This window comes from Acidithiobacillus thiooxidans ATCC 19377 (genome assembly GCF_009662475.1).
In the GTDB taxonomy this organism is placed as follows: domain Bacteria; phylum Pseudomonadota; class Gammaproteobacteria; order Acidithiobacillales; family Acidithiobacillaceae; genus Acidithiobacillus; species Acidithiobacillus thiooxidans.
Map to the genome: position 1 here is coordinate 3,322,784 of NZ_CP045571.1, position 15,201 is coordinate 3,337,984.

General features: G+C 48.5%; 15 protein-coding genes. 14 read left to right on the top strand and 1 reads right to left on the bottom strand.

The genetic code is table 11. The annotated features are described in order from the left end of the window. Window positions 1-202: 202 nt before the first annotated feature. From GCD22_RS17400 to GCD22_RS17435, 8 genes are read left to right on the top strand one after another with little or no spacing between them, the layout of a single operon-like run. The gene (locus GCD22_RS17400; protein WP_153940882.1) at window positions 203-496 is read left to right on the top strand and encodes a hypothetical protein; all 294 of its coding nucleotides are present in this window, start codon (window positions 203-205) and stop codon (window positions 494-496) included. Window positions 497-553: 57 nt separating this feature from the next. Beyond that, the gene (locus GCD22_RS17405) at window positions 554-1,645 is read left to right on the top strand and encodes a TackOD1 domain-containing metal-binding protein (protein ID WP_170286760.1); all 1,092 of its coding nucleotides are present in this window, start codon (window positions 554-556) and stop codon (window positions 1,643-1,645) included. Then, the gene (locus GCD22_RS17410; protein WP_065974761.1) at window positions 1,635-2,960 is read left to right on the top strand and encodes a glycosyltransferase family 2 protein; all 1,326 of its coding nucleotides are present in this window, start codon (window positions 1,635-1,637) and stop codon (window positions 2,958-2,960) included. The genes GCD22_RS17405 and GCD22_RS17410 overlap by 11 nt, the downstream gene beginning before the upstream one ends. A 1-nt stretch (window position 2,961) precedes the next feature. Beyond that, window positions 2,962-4,965, top strand: a complete 2,004-nt coding sequence (locus GCD22_RS17415) for a TolC family protein (RefSeq protein WP_153940884.1) — start codon at window positions 2,962-2,964, stop codon at window positions 4,963-4,965. Window positions 4,966-5,020: 55 nt separating this feature from the next. After that, entirely contained in the window at window positions 5,021-6,235 is a 1,215-nt protein-coding gene (locus GCD22_RS17420) for an ISL3-like element ISAtc1 family transposase (RefSeq protein ID WP_012387019.1), read from the top strand. A gap of 19 nt (window positions 6,236-6,254) precedes the next feature. Further along, window positions 6,255-6,437: a hypothetical protein gene (locus GCD22_RS17425; protein ID WP_153940885.1), complete on the top strand. Its 183-nt coding sequence runs from the start codon at window positions 6,255-6,257 to the stop codon at window positions 6,435-6,437. 43 nt (window positions 6,438-6,480) lie between these two features. After that, window positions 6,481-7,440, top strand: a complete 960-nt coding sequence (locus tag GCD22_RS17430; protein WP_077273630.1) for an HlyD family secretion protein — start codon at window positions 6,481-6,483, stop codon at window positions 7,438-7,440. A 20-nt stretch (window positions 7,441-7,460) separates the two neighbouring features. Continuing rightward, a complete protein-coding gene (locus tag GCD22_RS17435; RefSeq protein ID WP_065974764.1) occupies window positions 7,461-8,399 on the top strand; it encodes an NAD-dependent epimerase/dehydratase family protein in 939 nt (312 codons plus the stop codon). 105 nt (window positions 8,400-8,504) lie between these two features. On the opposite strand, the gene GCD22_RS17440 is transcribed toward GCD22_RS17435, so the two are convergent. After that, window positions 8,505-8,708: a cold-shock protein gene (locus GCD22_RS17440; protein ID WP_010642828.1), complete on the bottom strand. Its 204-nt coding sequence runs from the start codon at window positions 8,706-8,708 to the stop codon at window positions 8,505-8,507. A gap of 190 nt (window positions 8,709-8,898) precedes the next feature. On the opposite strand from GCD22_RS17440, the gene GCD22_RS17445 reads away from it, so the two are divergent. The 6 genes from GCD22_RS17445 to fghA are packed head-to-tail and all read left to right on the top strand — an operon-like array spanning window position 8,899 to window position 15,193. After that, window positions 8,899-9,780, top strand: coding sequence for an NAD(P)-dependent oxidoreductase (locus GCD22_RS17445; RefSeq protein ID WP_031573576.1), 882 nt, complete (start codon window positions 8,899-8,901; stop codon window positions 9,778-9,780). A gap of 30 nt (window positions 9,781-9,810) precedes the next feature. After that, window positions 9,811-12,078 (top strand): FdhF/YdeP family oxidoreductase, encoded by a 2,268-nt coding sequence (locus tag GCD22_RS17450; RefSeq protein WP_031573573.1) that lies wholly within the window; start codon window positions 9,811-9,813, stop codon window positions 12,076-12,078. Then, window positions 12,068-12,337 (top strand): hypothetical protein, encoded by a 270-nt coding sequence (locus GCD22_RS17455; RefSeq protein ID WP_031573570.1) that lies wholly within the window; start codon window positions 12,068-12,070, stop codon window positions 12,335-12,337. The genes GCD22_RS17450 and GCD22_RS17455 overlap by 11 nt, the downstream gene beginning before the upstream one ends. Then, on the top strand, window positions 12,316-13,161 hold the full coding sequence (fdhD, locus tag GCD22_RS17460; RefSeq protein ID WP_065974765.1) for a formate dehydrogenase accessory sulfurtransferase FdhD: 846 nt from the start codon (window positions 12,316-12,318) through the stop codon (window positions 13,159-13,161). Before GCD22_RS17455 ends, fdhD begins: the two co-directional genes overlap by 22 nt. Window positions 13,162-13,205: 44 nt before the next feature. Continuing rightward, window positions 13,206-14,315 carry an S-(hydroxymethyl)glutathione dehydrogenase/class III alcohol dehydrogenase gene (locus tag GCD22_RS17465; RefSeq protein WP_010641071.1) on the top strand — a complete coding sequence of 370 codons (1,110 nt, stop codon included), beginning with the start codon at window positions 13,206-13,208 and terminating at the stop codon, window positions 14,313-14,315. Window positions 14,316-14,323: 8 nt separating this feature from the next. Continuing rightward, the gene (fghA, locus tag GCD22_RS17470; RefSeq protein ID WP_065974766.1) at window positions 14,324-15,193 is read left to right on the top strand and encodes an S-formylglutathione hydrolase; all 870 of its coding nucleotides are present in this window, start codon (window positions 14,324-14,326) and stop codon (window positions 15,191-15,193) included. Window positions 15,194-15,201 lie beyond the last annotated feature (8 nt).

Consider the following 15,201-nt stretch of genomic DNA (forward strand, 5'->3'; position numbering starts at 1 on the left):
TAGACCTCGGTCTGAGCTTTTTTCTTATCTTGTTACATTTTACTGTAATCATCCTTTTGATTTTATGGGCGTTATCCACTGAGTTGCTAGTTATATAACCCATAGAAATTACCATGAAAATCGTGTATAGTTTTCAAGAGAAAACTAGATGTTGCTTCCATGCTTCGAATTTTTATTCGCTGTGTCCAATGGATATTAGCCTATGAAATCCCCTGAAACCAAAATGACAGCTTCAGATGAGTCAGTTTCGAGTATGACTTCCTTTCCAACTTCAAAACGCTTTTTTTTGGTACTGATCAGCCCCGACAAGCCGGGCCAGCTTCCAGAAAACGTAATTCATGTCACAGACCAGACCGCTGTAGTTGAAGGGAATATCAATCTATTCGGCTTCTTGTTACAGGGGCTTTCTGAAGCTGAACAAAACAAGGCCGTTTCGCATATCCGTCAGTCTCAGTACTGGGTCCATCCTGTATATACAGATAACACCAACAACTAGAATCCTCTGTTAGATGGTCATAAAACACTTGTTGAAGCGATGAGTTCTGCACAGCAAATGCAAGAATTACTTATAAGCCTCAAGCTTGACCCGCAAGCCCTGCAGACTGATGAAAAAATAATGCTCTACCAATATATTCGTGAGCAGTCTGAGCTTCGACCGGTACTCGATCGAAACAGCAAGCGACTGTACCGATATCCTGTGATAGACGTTCTTTCAAAAACAGAAGAATTAGCAGACATCGTACTAATCGATCTACTTAAAAGGCAAACGCTAATTCCAAGAACATTGCTGGATCGAACCAGAGAATGCCCGCATTGCGGAAGCGCACACCCGCACTTTATTGATGTTTGCCCACAATGCGAAAGTATAGAAATTCACAAAACAGCAGCTCTACACTGCTTTACTTGCGGGCATGTCGGTCCGGAAACAGACTTTCAGTCACCCAGTGGAATGCTTTGTCCTCAATGTAACACCAGACTCCGACACATCGGTGTAGACTATGATCGGCCACTGACTCAATACGCGTGTCAAAGTTGCCATCATATATTTATCGAGCCTAAGATCAGAGCGAATTGCTTGGATTGTGGATCAGAAAATCTTCCTGAACAACTGATTCCCCATGATATATCGACCCTAGTACTATCAGTACAAGGCCGGATGCTACTTCGCTCAGGAGCCTCCAACGAAAGCTTCACCAATGTGAAGACTTCAAACTATGTAGTAGGTGCTTATTTTCGCCAAACAATCGCATGGTCACTCAGCATCCAAGAACGCCATCCAGATATAGGCTTTGGGCTTGTACTTTTTAACATTCAAAACGCTCAAGAAATCATCGAACAGATTGGAGCATTGCGTGCATATGCATTATTTGATGAAATATCATTGAGAATTAGTGAATTGCAACGAGATTCTGACCTGGCAACTCGGTTTGGTGAATATGGATTATGGATATTTTTACCTATGTCATCAGCAGAAGGCTTTGCGAATAGGCTTAAAGGCATATTATCTACGTTAAATATACCCCAACAATCAAATATTCAGGCGGAAATACATTCACTACAATGTCCACAAGATATCATACCTAAGACTACGGTAAATGATGTTATGGCAAAACTCAGCAAAAAAGTACAAAAGCATGTGGGCTGAAGCGGTATGGACATTTATGCGATTGATGGATACAACGAAGCACGGTTCCGGACTGAATCTCGCATTAAAGTTTTTTCCGTTCGCAATCATACTTGAACTTCCACTGTACCTACTTGTATTAATTGGAATAATTCGTTACACTCTGGCTAAGACTCGCCCAGTATTATGGCGTGAAAAATATCCTTCTGTATCATGCACAATCACTTGCTACTCAGAAGGAAGAGATGTTATAAAAACCATTCTTTCTCTCGCATATCAAGAATATCCTGGATTCATTCAAATAATTCCTGTTATTGATGGCGCACTGCAAAATGCTAACACTCTAAGCGCAGCCCTTAGTTGCATACAAGAGGTAAACAAATTACCAAATAGACGCCTACAGGTGATACCGAAGTGGCAACGAGGTGGACGCGTATCGTCTCTGAATACAGGCCTGATGTTTGCCACCGGGGAAATAATAATGGCTTTAGACGGCGATACCTCTTTTGATAATGATATGATACAAAATGCTACGCAGCATTTTGACGATCCGAATGTGATTGGTGTAGCTGGTTGTTTACGTGTACGCAACAGAGATAAATCACTGACAACCATATTTCAAAATATCGAATACATGCTTTCCATCGCAGCGGGAAAAACTGGACTTTCCGAATTCGATGTAGTCAATAATATATCTGGCGCTTTTGGAGTTTTTCGCACATCTTTTATTCGAATAACTGGAGGTTGGGATGCTGGTACTGCGGAAGATCTGGATATGACGCTGCGAATTAAGCAGCACTTTGGTCGGCATAGCCGTTTAAGAATAGTTTTCGATCCGATGGCTATAGGCCATACGGATGTACCAGTGACTTTTAAAGATTTCATCAAACAGCGATGGCGATGGGACGGTGATCTTTTTTATATTTTTATACGAAAATATCGTTACAATATTCGTCCAAAACTATTAGGCTGGAAGAATTTCTTTTTTATCTTATACTCCGGATTAATCCAGCAGATATTAATGCCCTTCATAATCACTTTTTATACTGTAGCACTTTTCATATTATTTGATACAGGGGTAATAGTAGGCCTTCTCATGTTTATATACTGCGTATACCTTATTGCACTATTAATACTATTCATTTTTTACATCATTGGGATATCAGAACGCATTAGTCAAGATATAAAATACTTACCATTTTTATTATTATATCCATTTTTTGCATTCATTACCAGAGTCAACAGTGCATTTGCAATCATCCAAGAAATATTTATTGGTACTCATTATGATTCTGCCATGGCACCATGGTGGGTATTACGTAAAACAAAATTCTAACATGAAAACACTGCCAATTAGATTAATTATGATGTGGCTCCTGGTAATCTGCACTCCAGCTTCTGCCGAAGTAACAGTGGATGATCTTGTTCATTGGGCAAACTATTCGGCTATTGATAATCAGCTTGCCAAAGCAGACATAGACGTTTTGCAACAGCAATTAAAAATTGACCAAGCCAATCAAGGTTTAAATCTTTTTTTGGGATCAGGTTTTGGAAATAACCGTGCGGTAATTTCTAATACATCCACTCTCACATATCAGTCTGCAAATATGCAATTAGGATTGACTCTACCATTATTGGGCTCCGCAGAGAAACTAGAAAAGAAGGTAATGAACACTGAACTTTCACTTAAACTAGCTCAGATAAATCACAAGAGAATTGAGGGGGACGTTTTAAATCTTCTTTTTACTGCTAATGCACAACTATATTACGCCGAAGAGCGAATTCAATTTGACAATTCATTTTTGTCAAGGAAGGATAACGCAAAAAAAATTCTTTCCTATAGATTAAAAGAGCATTACTTACTTAAATCAAGGCAACTAGATTTTGATTCAATGTTCGACATTGCAAAGAGGGAACTGATCAAAAACGAAGCCGAAAAAAGTGAGGCCCTGTTAGTTTTGCAGGAACTCACTGGAAAAACCCTCACCACTTATCAGCCACAAGCCCCGACTGTTTCTCCTCCAACAGATTTTGAAAAGGTGCTTTCAAGTGCCGCTCAAAGTGCTGCTTCCGTGAAAAGTGCTGAGGCTGTACTAGCTGCCTCAGAAAATTCTGCTGAAAAGCTAAATTGGGAAGGGATAAATGGAAACCTTATACTTTCACAATCACTCACAAAAGGCATTGGTGTACCTTCAGGCTTTGCTACGACCATTGGTGTACAAGTCGATATGCCTATAGATATCCTGCATGAACGTTCTGTAATTCATCGCGAGAAAGCTGCATTGATCGATCAGGCGCAGTTATCTTTAAGAAAAGCTCAACTAAAAGCAAATCAGGATACACAAATAGCCTTAAATAACGTACAAAAAAGTGACATGGACACAATAGCGTCATGGCGACAATTGGAAGCCGCATTTTCAGCTTGGCAGATAGCCCATCTTCGCGCTCAGGCAATTCCTGATGACGCCATAGAGAAAGACTTAAAAAAAACTTACTTGCTCTATCAAGCAGCAATAAACTACAGCTATAGTCAAGAATTATTAGCAAAAAACATTATTCATGCTGAAAATTTCGAGGGAAAGTTATCTGCAAATAAACTAATAGACAAAGAACAATCGGAAACGTCCAATATTCAACTAGAAAACATACAAAATAATAATGTAAACAGCGCGCTTAATTCACTGAAACATAATTGGAAAAAAGTAGTCCAAGCTGCCCTATATCTTGGTCACAAGCCAATTAAAACCATAAGCAATAGAAGTGCTAAAATTTATGGATGGTACACTTGGAACGCTGCAGATTTTATTCGTGAGTGGCACAATAATGAAAAATTTCTATACCAAACAAGACGGGTTGAATTATCTTTTACTCCCTCGCAGATGCAAACTATTATGGAGCTACATAAATTACCAGGACTGGCAAATTTTTTGGAAAAAGCCAAAGATATGGGAATTACTGTGAATTGGTTGATTGGTGAGCCTGATTTAGTTACAGCAAATGGACGCAGAAAATTAATGCAATGGTTACCGGCAATTTATGCACTTGGTTTCGATGGTGTAGACCTTGATGTTGAACGCAGTCAACTTCCGAAGAATAAACAAAATATCTGGAAATCTGGGATTATCAAAACTATAGCTGTGATTCACAGTGAAACTGGACGACCTATCACTTTGACTATTAATTATAAAGAATTCAAAAATAAAAATCTAATCAATCAGTTGATAGGAGCAGGACTTAGTAATGCTGCGATAATGATTTATATAAGCAATCCGAATCGTGTTAAACAGATTGTGATACCAATACTACAAAAATATTCAAATTTGGGCTCTTCGTCAGATTGAGTGGGTAGGGGGTAGAATGCTGTGGAGCGGTCGTGCCCTGAATAGGAGTTAGCTGATGGTCCCTGAAGAGCTGTTTTCTCTCGCGTTAGGATTGGTTCCGCCGTGGTTGGTGGATCATGTGACTTTCACGGTGGAGGAGAAACGCCTGGATCTGCACATCAACTTTCCCAAAGGTAGTCGCTTTGCTTGCTCCGTCTGTGGTGAGGAGTGTCCGGTACATGATACCCGTGACCATACCTGGCGGCACATGGATTTCTTCCAGCATGAAGCCTATCTCCATGCCCGTGTACCTCGTGTGAAGTGCCAGGAGCATGGAGTGCATCAGATATCTGTTCCCTGGGCGCGGGAAGGCTCGCGTTTCACCCTGCTCTTTGAAGCGCTGATCATGACCCTGGTGCGGGAGATGCCGGTATTGACGGCAGCTCGCATGGTCGGTGAGACCGACAAGCTCCTGTGGCGAGTGATTGACCATTATGTGCCCGAAGCTCGTGCTGCGGTGGATATGGCCAATGTCCATGCCGTCGGCGTCGATGAAACCAGCAGTCGGCATGGACATGACTACATCACGCTCTTCGTGGATCTGAATGCCCGGCGACTCTTGTTCGCTACTCCCGGCAAGGATGCCAAGACCTTTGAGAAATTCTCCGCAGATCTACAGGCCCATGGTGGTAGCGCGGAAGCGATCACCGATGTGAGCATGGACCTCTCGCCGGCCTTCCAGAAAGGGGCTGCCGAGCACCTGCCCAATGCGGAGATCACTTTCGATCGTTTTCACCTCATGAAGCTCGTCAACGAGGCCGTAGACGACGTGCGCAAGGGGGAAGTCCTCACCCAGCCAAATCTCAAAAAGACCCGCTGGCTTTGGCTCAAGAACGATTGCAACCTCAAAATGAAGCAGAAAGAAAAGCTGCAGGAATTGCTCAAAGACCAGAACCTCAAGACGGCGCAGGCCTACCAGTTCCGCCTGACCTTTCAGGACATCTTCACGATCAAGAATCGCCACCAGGGGGCTACCCTCTTGAAAGCCTGGTTGGAAAACGCCAGAACCAGCGATCTGCCGCCTATCGTCAGGGTCGCCTACACCATCATGAATCACTGGGATGGCGTGCTCCGATGGTTCGAGAGCCAGATCACCAATGGAATTCTGGAAGGTTTCAACAGCCTCATTCAATCCGCCAAGGCCAAGGCTCGGGGTTACCGCACGCACAAGAACTTTATCAACATGGCCTACCTGATCCTGGGCAAGCTGGATCTCAGGCTACCCACTTGAAATGACGAGGAACCCAAATTTGTCTATCAGTATCGTGCAAAGTATTGAACCCGGTCTTCCAGCGGTTGAAAGTCTATATCCACAGGGACAAAGTGCTGCGATGACTCATTGGCAAAACTTATCACGTTCACTTAATGCATTCCCAAACTTTGACGGCATAGATATACAATCATGGGAAGATTTTTACAAAGCAAAACCTTGACTGAAACAGCTTCGCGAAGCTTCACTTCGATGAGGATAACCCTTTGAAAATCAGTTTTGATATGCCACCTGCAACTCCCGATTCTAGTAACGATCTATCGGTGCGGTATGCAGCTTCTAGGCGTCATGTACCACGTTGGCGATGGTATCTTATTGTGCTCGCCGTGCTAGCCCTACCAGTATACTACGGTATTCAGTTTATCCACGATTTACTGGTCGTGAGCGCTCCAGGTTTTGTGCAAATGCAGCAAGTCACTATCACTGCAGGTACCGCTGGGCATGTTTTATTTGTTTTACCTAGTGGAGCAACCGTAAAGAGCGGAGAAGCCTTATGCCGTATCCAACCCTATGAACAGAATGATACGATTGCAGCTTCCAGAAGCAATAGAATTTCCAAAAGTGCTCTACGATCCTTGCAGACAGCGCTGAATCTGCAGGCAAGAGTGGTTGTTATACGGCAGAACAAAGTTAAGGCCTTAAAAAAACTTTTGGATGAGGGTGCAGCTACGACAGCGGACCTTACTGAGGCTCAAGAGCAACTTTTATCCGCTGAATCATCGGCTGATCAATCCAAAGCAGCTTTGGAGCGATTGGCTGCGCAAACTTCTGTCCTTCCACAGGTCACGGAGGCATCCAGGGCACCTTTTACTGGACAGGTTATCCGTCCACTTGTCTATCCAGGCCAATGGGTGTCCCATGATACCCCAATATTGACTCTACTTAGCCATAGTCAGCCATGGATCGAGGCATTTCTTAGCCCAAAAGACATACGCTATGCACATCCTGGCACACCTGCAACCATTATTTTTAGTAATGGACAACATATTCCGGGTGTCGTTATGAGTGTTTCAGCTGAAGCGAGTAGATTGCCCCCTCAGTTTTCTGTGTTTTCCTCGACGCGAGGAAATACATTACGGATAAAACTCCGTCTTAAGCACCCATTACAATTGCATGATGTTGTGAAGGATATGCCCGTAAAGGTAAATTTTCAGGCTTGGCCATAACTTAAAATTCGGGAGAATGGATGGATACGCTCAGCATAGAGCCTACAATAATGCTTGTTATTGGTGGTGCCGGCTTCATCGGCTCCCACACGGTTGAACTTCTGCTTTCTGAAGGTTATCACGTCCGTGTCCTGGATAATCTCTCCACCGGGAAAAGGGATAACTTACCCGCAAGCCATGAACGCCTGGATTTTATATTGGGCGACATGACTGATCGCACACTACTGCATAGCGCCTGTGAAGGGGTGACCCACATATTACATCTCGCCGCCCAGGTTTCCGTCATCAGAAGTCAGGAGGATCCTGTTTTTTCCTGTCAGCAGAATATTCTGGCTTATGTTGGTGTTCTCGAAGAGGCGCGGAAACACCAAGCGCGCTTTGTGTACGCCTCTTCGGCAGCCGTGTATGGCAACCCCACAAAACTGCCTCTGAATGAAGATGAACCAGCTTTGCCAATTTCTCCTTATGGAATGGAAAAATATACGAACGAGTTATATGCAGACCTCTATGGCCGTATGCATCAACTTTCGCATTTAGGCTTACGTTATTTTAATGTTTATGGCCCCCGGCAGGATCCCCAATCCCCCTATAGTGGGGTGATTTCCCGTTTTGTGGCCCAGGCGCTATCCCGGCAGACACTGACCATCCGTGGTGATGGCAACCAGGAACGTGATTTCATTCATGTAAAAGATGTTGCTCAGGCCAACGTGGCGGCTCTAACAGGAAGGGTGCAGGGAAGCATTAACATTGCCCGAGGAGAAGCGACTACTATTCTCAATCTGGCAAAAACCATCCAAGAACTTGTCAATGCGCCATCCCGTATTGAATGGGTTCCACCCGTAGAAGGAGACATCCTCCGTTCCATTGCGGATAACGAGCAAATGCGCAAGGACTTATGCCAACCGTCCTGGTCTCTATCTGAAGGTATTCAGGATTTATTGCTGGCCAGGGTTATCTGACATACGCAGTGCTGGGTGCCATGCGCGCCCTGAGCCTAATTTCACGAGCCCAAAAAAAAAAGCGCCGCAATTGCGGCGCCCTGGGCGATGATCATCCGCTAGGGATTAGATCTCGCGCACGTCCTCAGCCTGCATGCCTTTGGGGCCGCGAACACTGTTGAACGATACACGTGCGCCTTCTGCCAGGGTCTTGAAGCCGCTGCCCTGAATGGCGGAGTGATGTACGAATACATCTTCTTTGCCATCTTCAGGAGTAATGAAACCGAAACCTTTACTATCGTTGAACCACTTTACTGTACCTGTTGCCATTTGATGCACTTCCTATTGCGTAAATTCGGACCACGTGTCCATGAGCGAGCATAGGGACTATTCTTGAGACATGCAAGGCATTTCGCAAAAATTTCGCGCCAAATCATTCAATGTTGACGAAAACAGGGATTCTGACTAAGGTTAGAACCAACCGTCCGGTATGTAGCAGATGCAAAACGAGGAGGTCACCATGCAAGTGGGTTTCGTAGGACTGGGGCAGATGGGCTCGGGAATGGCAGCCAGACTGCTCACTTCCGGAGTAAATCTGAAGGTATTTAACCGCACTCCCGAGAAAATACAGGCGCTTGTTGATCAGGGCGCAAAAGCCGCCGGTAACCTTCAGGATCTTGCCGATGCCGATGTTGTATTCACCATGCTCGCCGATGATCCAGCCGTAACATCTCTGGTTCTGGAGGAAAACGGCCTGATAACGCATTTGCGGACAGGGGCCGTGCATGTGTCCTGCAGCACCATCAGTGTCAGCCTTTCAGCGCAGCTGGCCGCAGCCCATGCCCGAGCCGGGCAGGAGTATCTGGCCGCCCCGGTTTTCGGAAGGCCCGATGCGGCGGCTGCCGGCAAGCTGTTCCTGGCCTTGGCAGGAAAGCCGGAGATCATCTCCCGCCTGCAAAACCTTTTTGATGTGATGGGTCAACGTAGTTTTGTGGTGGCAGATGCGCCGGAAAAGGCCAATCTGGTCAAACTCAGTGGTAATTTTTTGATAGCTTCGGTCATTGAGTCGCTGGGTGAAGCCATGGCACTGGTGGAAAAAGGGGGAGTAGACCGCCATGCCTATCTGGATTTGCTGACCTCCAGCCTGTTCAATGTGCCCCTCTACAAAAATTATGGCGCACTGATTGCCGACCGGAAATTTACGCCGCCAGGATTTGCCGCGCCGCTGGGCCAGAAAGATATGCGTCTGGTTCTGGCAGCAGCGGAACATCTGGATGTTCCACTGCCTCTTGCAAGCCTCCTGCGTGATCGCTTTATTCGTCTCGCTGCCGAAGGCGGCACCACCCGTGACTGGTCTGCCGTAGGGGCATTGGCCGCGCAGGATGCCGGTCTTCTGTCCTGAATATCGGTGATGCTTCACAAGGAGAAAACCATGTCTGAACTGAAATTTCGTCCTTATCATCAACCAGCAGGAGGCTGGGGAGCACTTCGTGCTTCCATGCAGAGCCTGCGCCAGCAAGGTATTCTCTCGGAAGGTACAGCCCTGCTGCTGAAGTCCAATCAGGCCGAAGGTTTTGATTGTCCGGGCTGCGCCTGGCCTGATCCCGATGCCCACTCCACCTTTGAATTTTGTGAAAACGGCGTCAAGGCGGTTGCTGCCGAAGCCACCAGCAAACGCGTAACAGCGGATTTTTTTGCCCGGCATTCCGTGAGCTGGCTTGCCCAGCAAAGTGATTATGATCTGGAAGAATTCGGCCGCCTGACCGAACCGATGATCTATGATGCCGCCAGCGACCATTATCAACCCGTTTCCTGGGAGCAGGCATTTGCCCAGATAGCCCATCACCTGCAGGTGCTCGACTCCCCCCACCAGGCTATTTTTTATACGTCCGGCAGAACTTCCAACGAAGCTGCTTTTCTCTATCAGCTTTTTGTCCGTGAGTTTGGTACCAACAACATGCCGGACTGCTCCAACATGTGTCACGAACCTACCAGTCTCGGAATGCCTGAGTCTATTGGTATTGGCAAAGGTACCGTCACCCTGGAAGACTTTGACCACGCCGATACACTGCTCCTCTTTGGCCATAATCCCGGCACCAATCACCCGCGCATGCTCGGCACCTTGCGAGATGCGGCCAAACGTGGCTGCCGGATTCTGGTTTTCAATCCGCTTCGGGAACGTGGCCTGCAGCGTTTTGTTAACCCTCAGGATCCCGGCGAGATGCTCACCAATCATGGGACCGAAATCGCTACCCATTACTATCAGCCCCGCATTGGCGGCGACTATGCCATTGCCCTCGGCATAGTGCGTTATCTGTTGGAGCAAGGCTCTCTGGATGAGGATTTTATTGATACGCATACTGAGGGTTTCACTGCTCTGAAAAAAATTACCCTGGATACCCCCTGGGCAGAAATTGAGTCGGAAAGCGGTCTCAGCCATGCCGATTTTATGGAAATCGGTAAAATTTATGATTCGGGCAAAGCCAGTATCATCACCTGGGGCATGGGCATCACCCAACACAAGCATGCCGTGGCTACCATTCAGATGCTGGTCAATGTGCTTCTCCTCAAAGGGAATATCGGTAAGCCCGGAGCGGGAGCCTGCCCCATTCGCGGACACAGTAATGTTCAGGGTGATCGCACCATGGGGATATGGGAACGTCCCGCTGCCGATTTTCTGGATCGTCTGGGCAAGGAGTTTGGTTTTGAGCCGCCCCGAGAACCCGGCCATGACGTCATTGCCAGCATTGCCGCTCTGGAAAAAGGTGAGGCCAAGGTGTTTTTCGGGATGGGGGGCAATTTTGCCAACGCCACCCCGGATACCCGGCGCGTGCATGAAGCCTTGCGCCATTGTGAACTGACCGTGCATGTAACCACCAAACTCAATCGCTCTCATGTGGTCCACGGAAAAAACGCCCTGATTCTTCCTTGTCTGGGTCGAACAGAAATAGACATTCAAAATGGTCAGCCCCAGGGCATTACCGTTGAGGATTCCATGAGCATGGTGCACATTTCCCAGGGAATGCGGGCACCGGCATCGTCCCAACTGAAATCCGAATGTGCCATTATCGCCGAACTGGCTGAAGCCACCTTGCCCGACAGCAAAACCCCATGGCGCGCACTGATAGAGGATTACGACCGGATTCGCGATCGCATCTCACGGGTAGTTGCAGGTTTTGAGGACTTCAATGCCCGGGTCCATCAACCCAGAGGGTTTCATCTCGATCTGCCGCCACGCTCCCGGCGCTGGACGACCCCATCGGGCAAGGCTCAGTTTATTGCCCAGCCATTGCATCACATCACCGAAGACCGCTTTATTCCCAAAAGTTCTGAGCGGGTTTTCAATCTCATGACGATTCGTAGCCATGATCAATACAACACCACCATTTATGGTTACGAAGATCGCTACCGGGGAGTATCGGGTGCCCGCAATATTTGCTTCATGCATCCTGAAGACATGGCTGAATTGGGTTTTATCGAAAATACGCTGGTGGATATTATTTCGCACTGGACTGACGGCGAGCGCGTTGCCCGGAGTTTTCGCCTGCTACCCTATGATATTCCCCGCTCCTGTGTGGCTGGCTACTATCCCGAGCTGAATGTACTGGTGCCTCTGTCCAGTCATGCAGACCGGGCCAACACCCCGACTTCCAAATCCATTCGGGTGACCTTTCACGCGGTGAGCAAGCGTGACGTCTGAGTCTGCTCCAGAATCGGCCACGGAAGATCTGGTCATCGCCCTGCTGCAGGCACTGTGTCATGAACCGGTCATTTCTCTGGCGAAAATAGGCAAACAGATGAATTTGCGGCGGAGCCAACTGGAACGTCTGTTGTTACTGCTTGGTGAAAATGAAAGCTGGGGTGGTATGGGATATCTGACCCAAAGCGAACAACGTGGTCGCACCGTGATCCTTCTTACTCAAAAAGGAAAGGATTTATGCGCATCAATGGCGAATTAGGTGCGGGCATCGGCTGGTCGGCAGCAACCCTGCTGACGGGAAAGGGATTACCGGTTGCCCACCAGGAAGCGGTCCTTGAAGAACGCGCAGTCTCCATTGTCCTCAATGGTCAGGCTTACGCAGTGATGATGGTGACGCCGGAACACCTGGATGATTTCTTTATGGGTTTTTTGTGGAGCGAAGCCATTATTCACGACCCTGAGGAAATTATCACCTGGGAGTGGGTGACCGAAAATGGTGCCTGGGCCGTTTACCTCCAGCTCACGGCAGCAGCAGCAGAACGCGCGCAACACAAGCGTCGCCAAGTCCTTGGCGGAAGTGCCTGCGGCTTGTGCGGGACGCCGCTCCTGGCCGGGCTCATTCCTTTTGCGCCACTGGAGAGCAGCTTTTGCTGCAACCCGGTCTCCATCCGTACTCTCATGCTACAGATGCAGGAGCAACAGGCGCTGAATCACAGTACCGGCACGGCCCATGCCGCCATTCTCGGCTATCGCCGGGATTATCTGGTGCGCGAAGATATTGGTCGCCATAATGCCGTGGACAAGGGTATTGGTGCGGCCATTCAGCAAGGACTGATGCCCGGCGAAGTCAATGTGCTGGGGATTTCCTCGCGTCTGAGTTTTGAAATTGTGCTCAAGGCCATTGGCTTTGGCATTCCGGTGATTGCAGCCATTTCCGGAGTCAGCAGTCTCGCCATCGAGCTGGCTGAAAGCCACGGAGTAACCCTGATTGGTTACGCCCGCGACGATCGCATGACTTTGTATGCTCATTCCGAACGTATCCAGAAGGATTGGATGCCCGCACTTTCCCCGCTTTGTGATTAGCGGTTAAGCTGTTTTTTGTTCGCCAACTTTCAGGAGATCACCTTATGGATGTACGTGCCGCTGTCGCCTATGGCGCCAATCAACCCCTCGTCGTCGAGACTGTGCAGCTGGATGGTCCACGCGCCGGGGAAGTGCTGGTGGAAATCAAGGCGACCGGGGTTTGCCATACCGATGCCTACACACTTTCCGGCATGGATCCGGAAGGACTGTTTCCTACCATTCTTGGTCATGAAGGTGCAGGCGTGGTGGTTGAAGTGGGCGCGGGCGTGCGCTCTCTGAAACCCGGAGATCATGTTATTCCCCTTTATACCCCGGAGTGCCGGGAATGCGAATATTGCCTGAGTGGTAAAACCAATTTATGTCAGGCCATTCGTGAAACTCAGGGTAAAGGCTTGATGCCTGATGGCAGCAGCCGTTTTTCCAGTCAGGGCAAGCCTCTATACCATTACATGGGAACCAGCACTTTCGCGCAATACACCGTGCTCCCGGAAATTGCCCTGGCCAAAATTCGCGAGGATGCACCCTTTGACAAGGTTTGCTATATCGGCTGCGGCGTAACTACGGGTATTGGCGCGGTGATTTATACGGCCAAGGTGCGCCCTGGCGACAAGGTGGTGGTTTTTGGTTTGGGTGGTATTGGCCTCAATGTCGTGCAGGGTGCCCGCCTGGCGGGAGCCGACATGATCATCGGCGTGGATATCAATCCCTCCAAAAAAGCTTTGGCCGAAGAATTCGGGATGACGCATTTCGTCAATCCCAAAGAGGTAGAAGAGGATCTGGTCCCTTATCTGGTCAGCCTCACCAAAGGCGGAGCAGACTACAGCTTTGAATGCATTGGTAACACCACATTGATGCGTCAGGCTCTGGAATGTTGCCACAAGGGCTGGGGAACCAGCATTATCATTGGCGTCGCCGGGGCTGGCCAGGAAATCAGCACGCGCCCCTTCCAGCTGGTGACTGGACGTAACTGGCGCGGCTCTGCTTTTGGCGGCGCCAAAGGTCGTACGGACGTGCCCAAAATTGTCGACTGGTATATGGAAGGTAAAATCCGGATTGATGAGATGATCACTCATACCCTGCCACTGGAATCCATCAATACCGCCTTTGATTTGATGCACGAAGGTAAATCCATCCGCACCGTGCTGACTTTCTGAGGTATTTCATGCCCGCTCAAGAACTGGAGATCCTCGAATCGCATGCCTGCTTTGGCGGGCGCATGGCGCGCTATGAACATCCATCCCGGCACTGTCAGGGACCCATGCGTTTTGCGATTTTTATCCCCCCGCATCAACCAGGGGAAAAGCTTCCGGTGCTGACTTTTCTTGCCGGACTGACCTGCAGCGAAGAAACTTTCATGATCAAGGCGGGAGCTCAGCGCTATGCGGCAGAACTGGGCCTTATCCTGGTAGCCCCCGATACCAGCCCCCGTAATACCGGAATTGCAGGAGAAAATGATGACTGGGACTTCGGCAGCGGTGCCGGATTTTATCTGGACGCGACGCAAGCCCCCTGGCAGGCTCACTACCAGATGTTTTCCTATGTAACCGAAGAACTTCCCGCCCTCATTGCCCGGAATTTTCCCATGAGCGCAGGCGTCCAGGGCATTTGCGGGCACTCCATGGGTGGTCACGGGGCTCTGGTCTGCGGATTACGACGACCCGGGCAGTATCAGTCCCTGTCGGCCTTCGCCCCGGTATCCGCCCCCAGTCAGACGCCCTGGGGACAAAAAGCCTTCAGTCGCTACCTCGGTGACGATACCCGGCAATGGCTGGCTTATGACAGTCTGGAACTCCTCAAAAGTTCGGGCCAACAGCACCCACCCATCCTGATAGATCAGGGACGTGCCGATCCCTTTCTGGAGGCAGAGCTGAAAACCGAATATCTGGAGACTCTGAATGACCCGCAAATCATCCTGCGCTGGCATGAAACCTATGATCACAGCTATTTTTTCATCAGCAGCTTCATCGGAGAACATCTGAATTTCCATGCCCGCCATCTGGGCGCTGTACCCAGATCACCTGCTCATGACTGATTTCCGGG

Coding starts and splice junctions, on each gene's coding strand:
- GCD22_RS17400 (WP_153940882.1), top strand. CDS start 203: ATGAAATCCCCTGAAACCAAAATGACAGCTTCAGATGAGTCAGTTTCG.
- GCD22_RS17405 (WP_170286760.1), top strand. CDS start 554: ATGCAAGAATTACTTATAAGCCTCAAGCTTGACCCGCAAGCCCTGCAG.
- GCD22_RS17410 (WP_065974761.1), top strand. CDS start 1,635: ATGTGGGCTGAAGCGGTATGGACATTTATGCGATTGATGGATACAACG.
- GCD22_RS17415 (WP_153940884.1), top strand. CDS start 2,962: ATGAAAACACTGCCAATTAGATTAATTATGATGTGGCTCCTGGTAATC.
- GCD22_RS17420 (WP_012387019.1), top strand. CDS start 5,021: ATGGTCCCTGAAGAGCTGTTTTCTCTCGCGTTAGGATTGGTTCCGCCG.
- GCD22_RS17435 (WP_065974764.1), top strand. CDS start 7,461: ATGGATACGCTCAGCATAGAGCCTACAATAATGCTTGTTATTGGTGGT.
- GCD22_RS17440 (WP_010642828.1), bottom strand. CDS start 8,708: ATGGCAACAGGTACAGTAAAGTGGTTCAACGATAGTAAAGGTTTCGGT.
- GCD22_RS17445 (WP_031573576.1), top strand. CDS start 8,899: ATGCAAGTGGGTTTCGTAGGACTGGGGCAGATGGGCTCGGGAATGGCA.
- GCD22_RS17450 (WP_031573573.1), top strand. CDS start 9,811: ATGTCTGAACTGAAATTTCGTCCTTATCATCAACCAGCAGGAGGCTGG.
- fdhD (WP_065974765.1), top strand. CDS start 12,316: ATGCGCATCAATGGCGAATTAGGTGCGGGCATCGGCTGGTCGGCAGCA.
- GCD22_RS17465 (WP_010641071.1), top strand. CDS start 13,206: ATGGATGTACGTGCCGCTGTCGCCTATGGCGCCAATCAACCCCTCGTC.
- fghA (WP_065974766.1), top strand. CDS start 14,324: ATGCCCGCTCAAGAACTGGAGATCCTCGAATCGCATGCCTGCTTTGGC.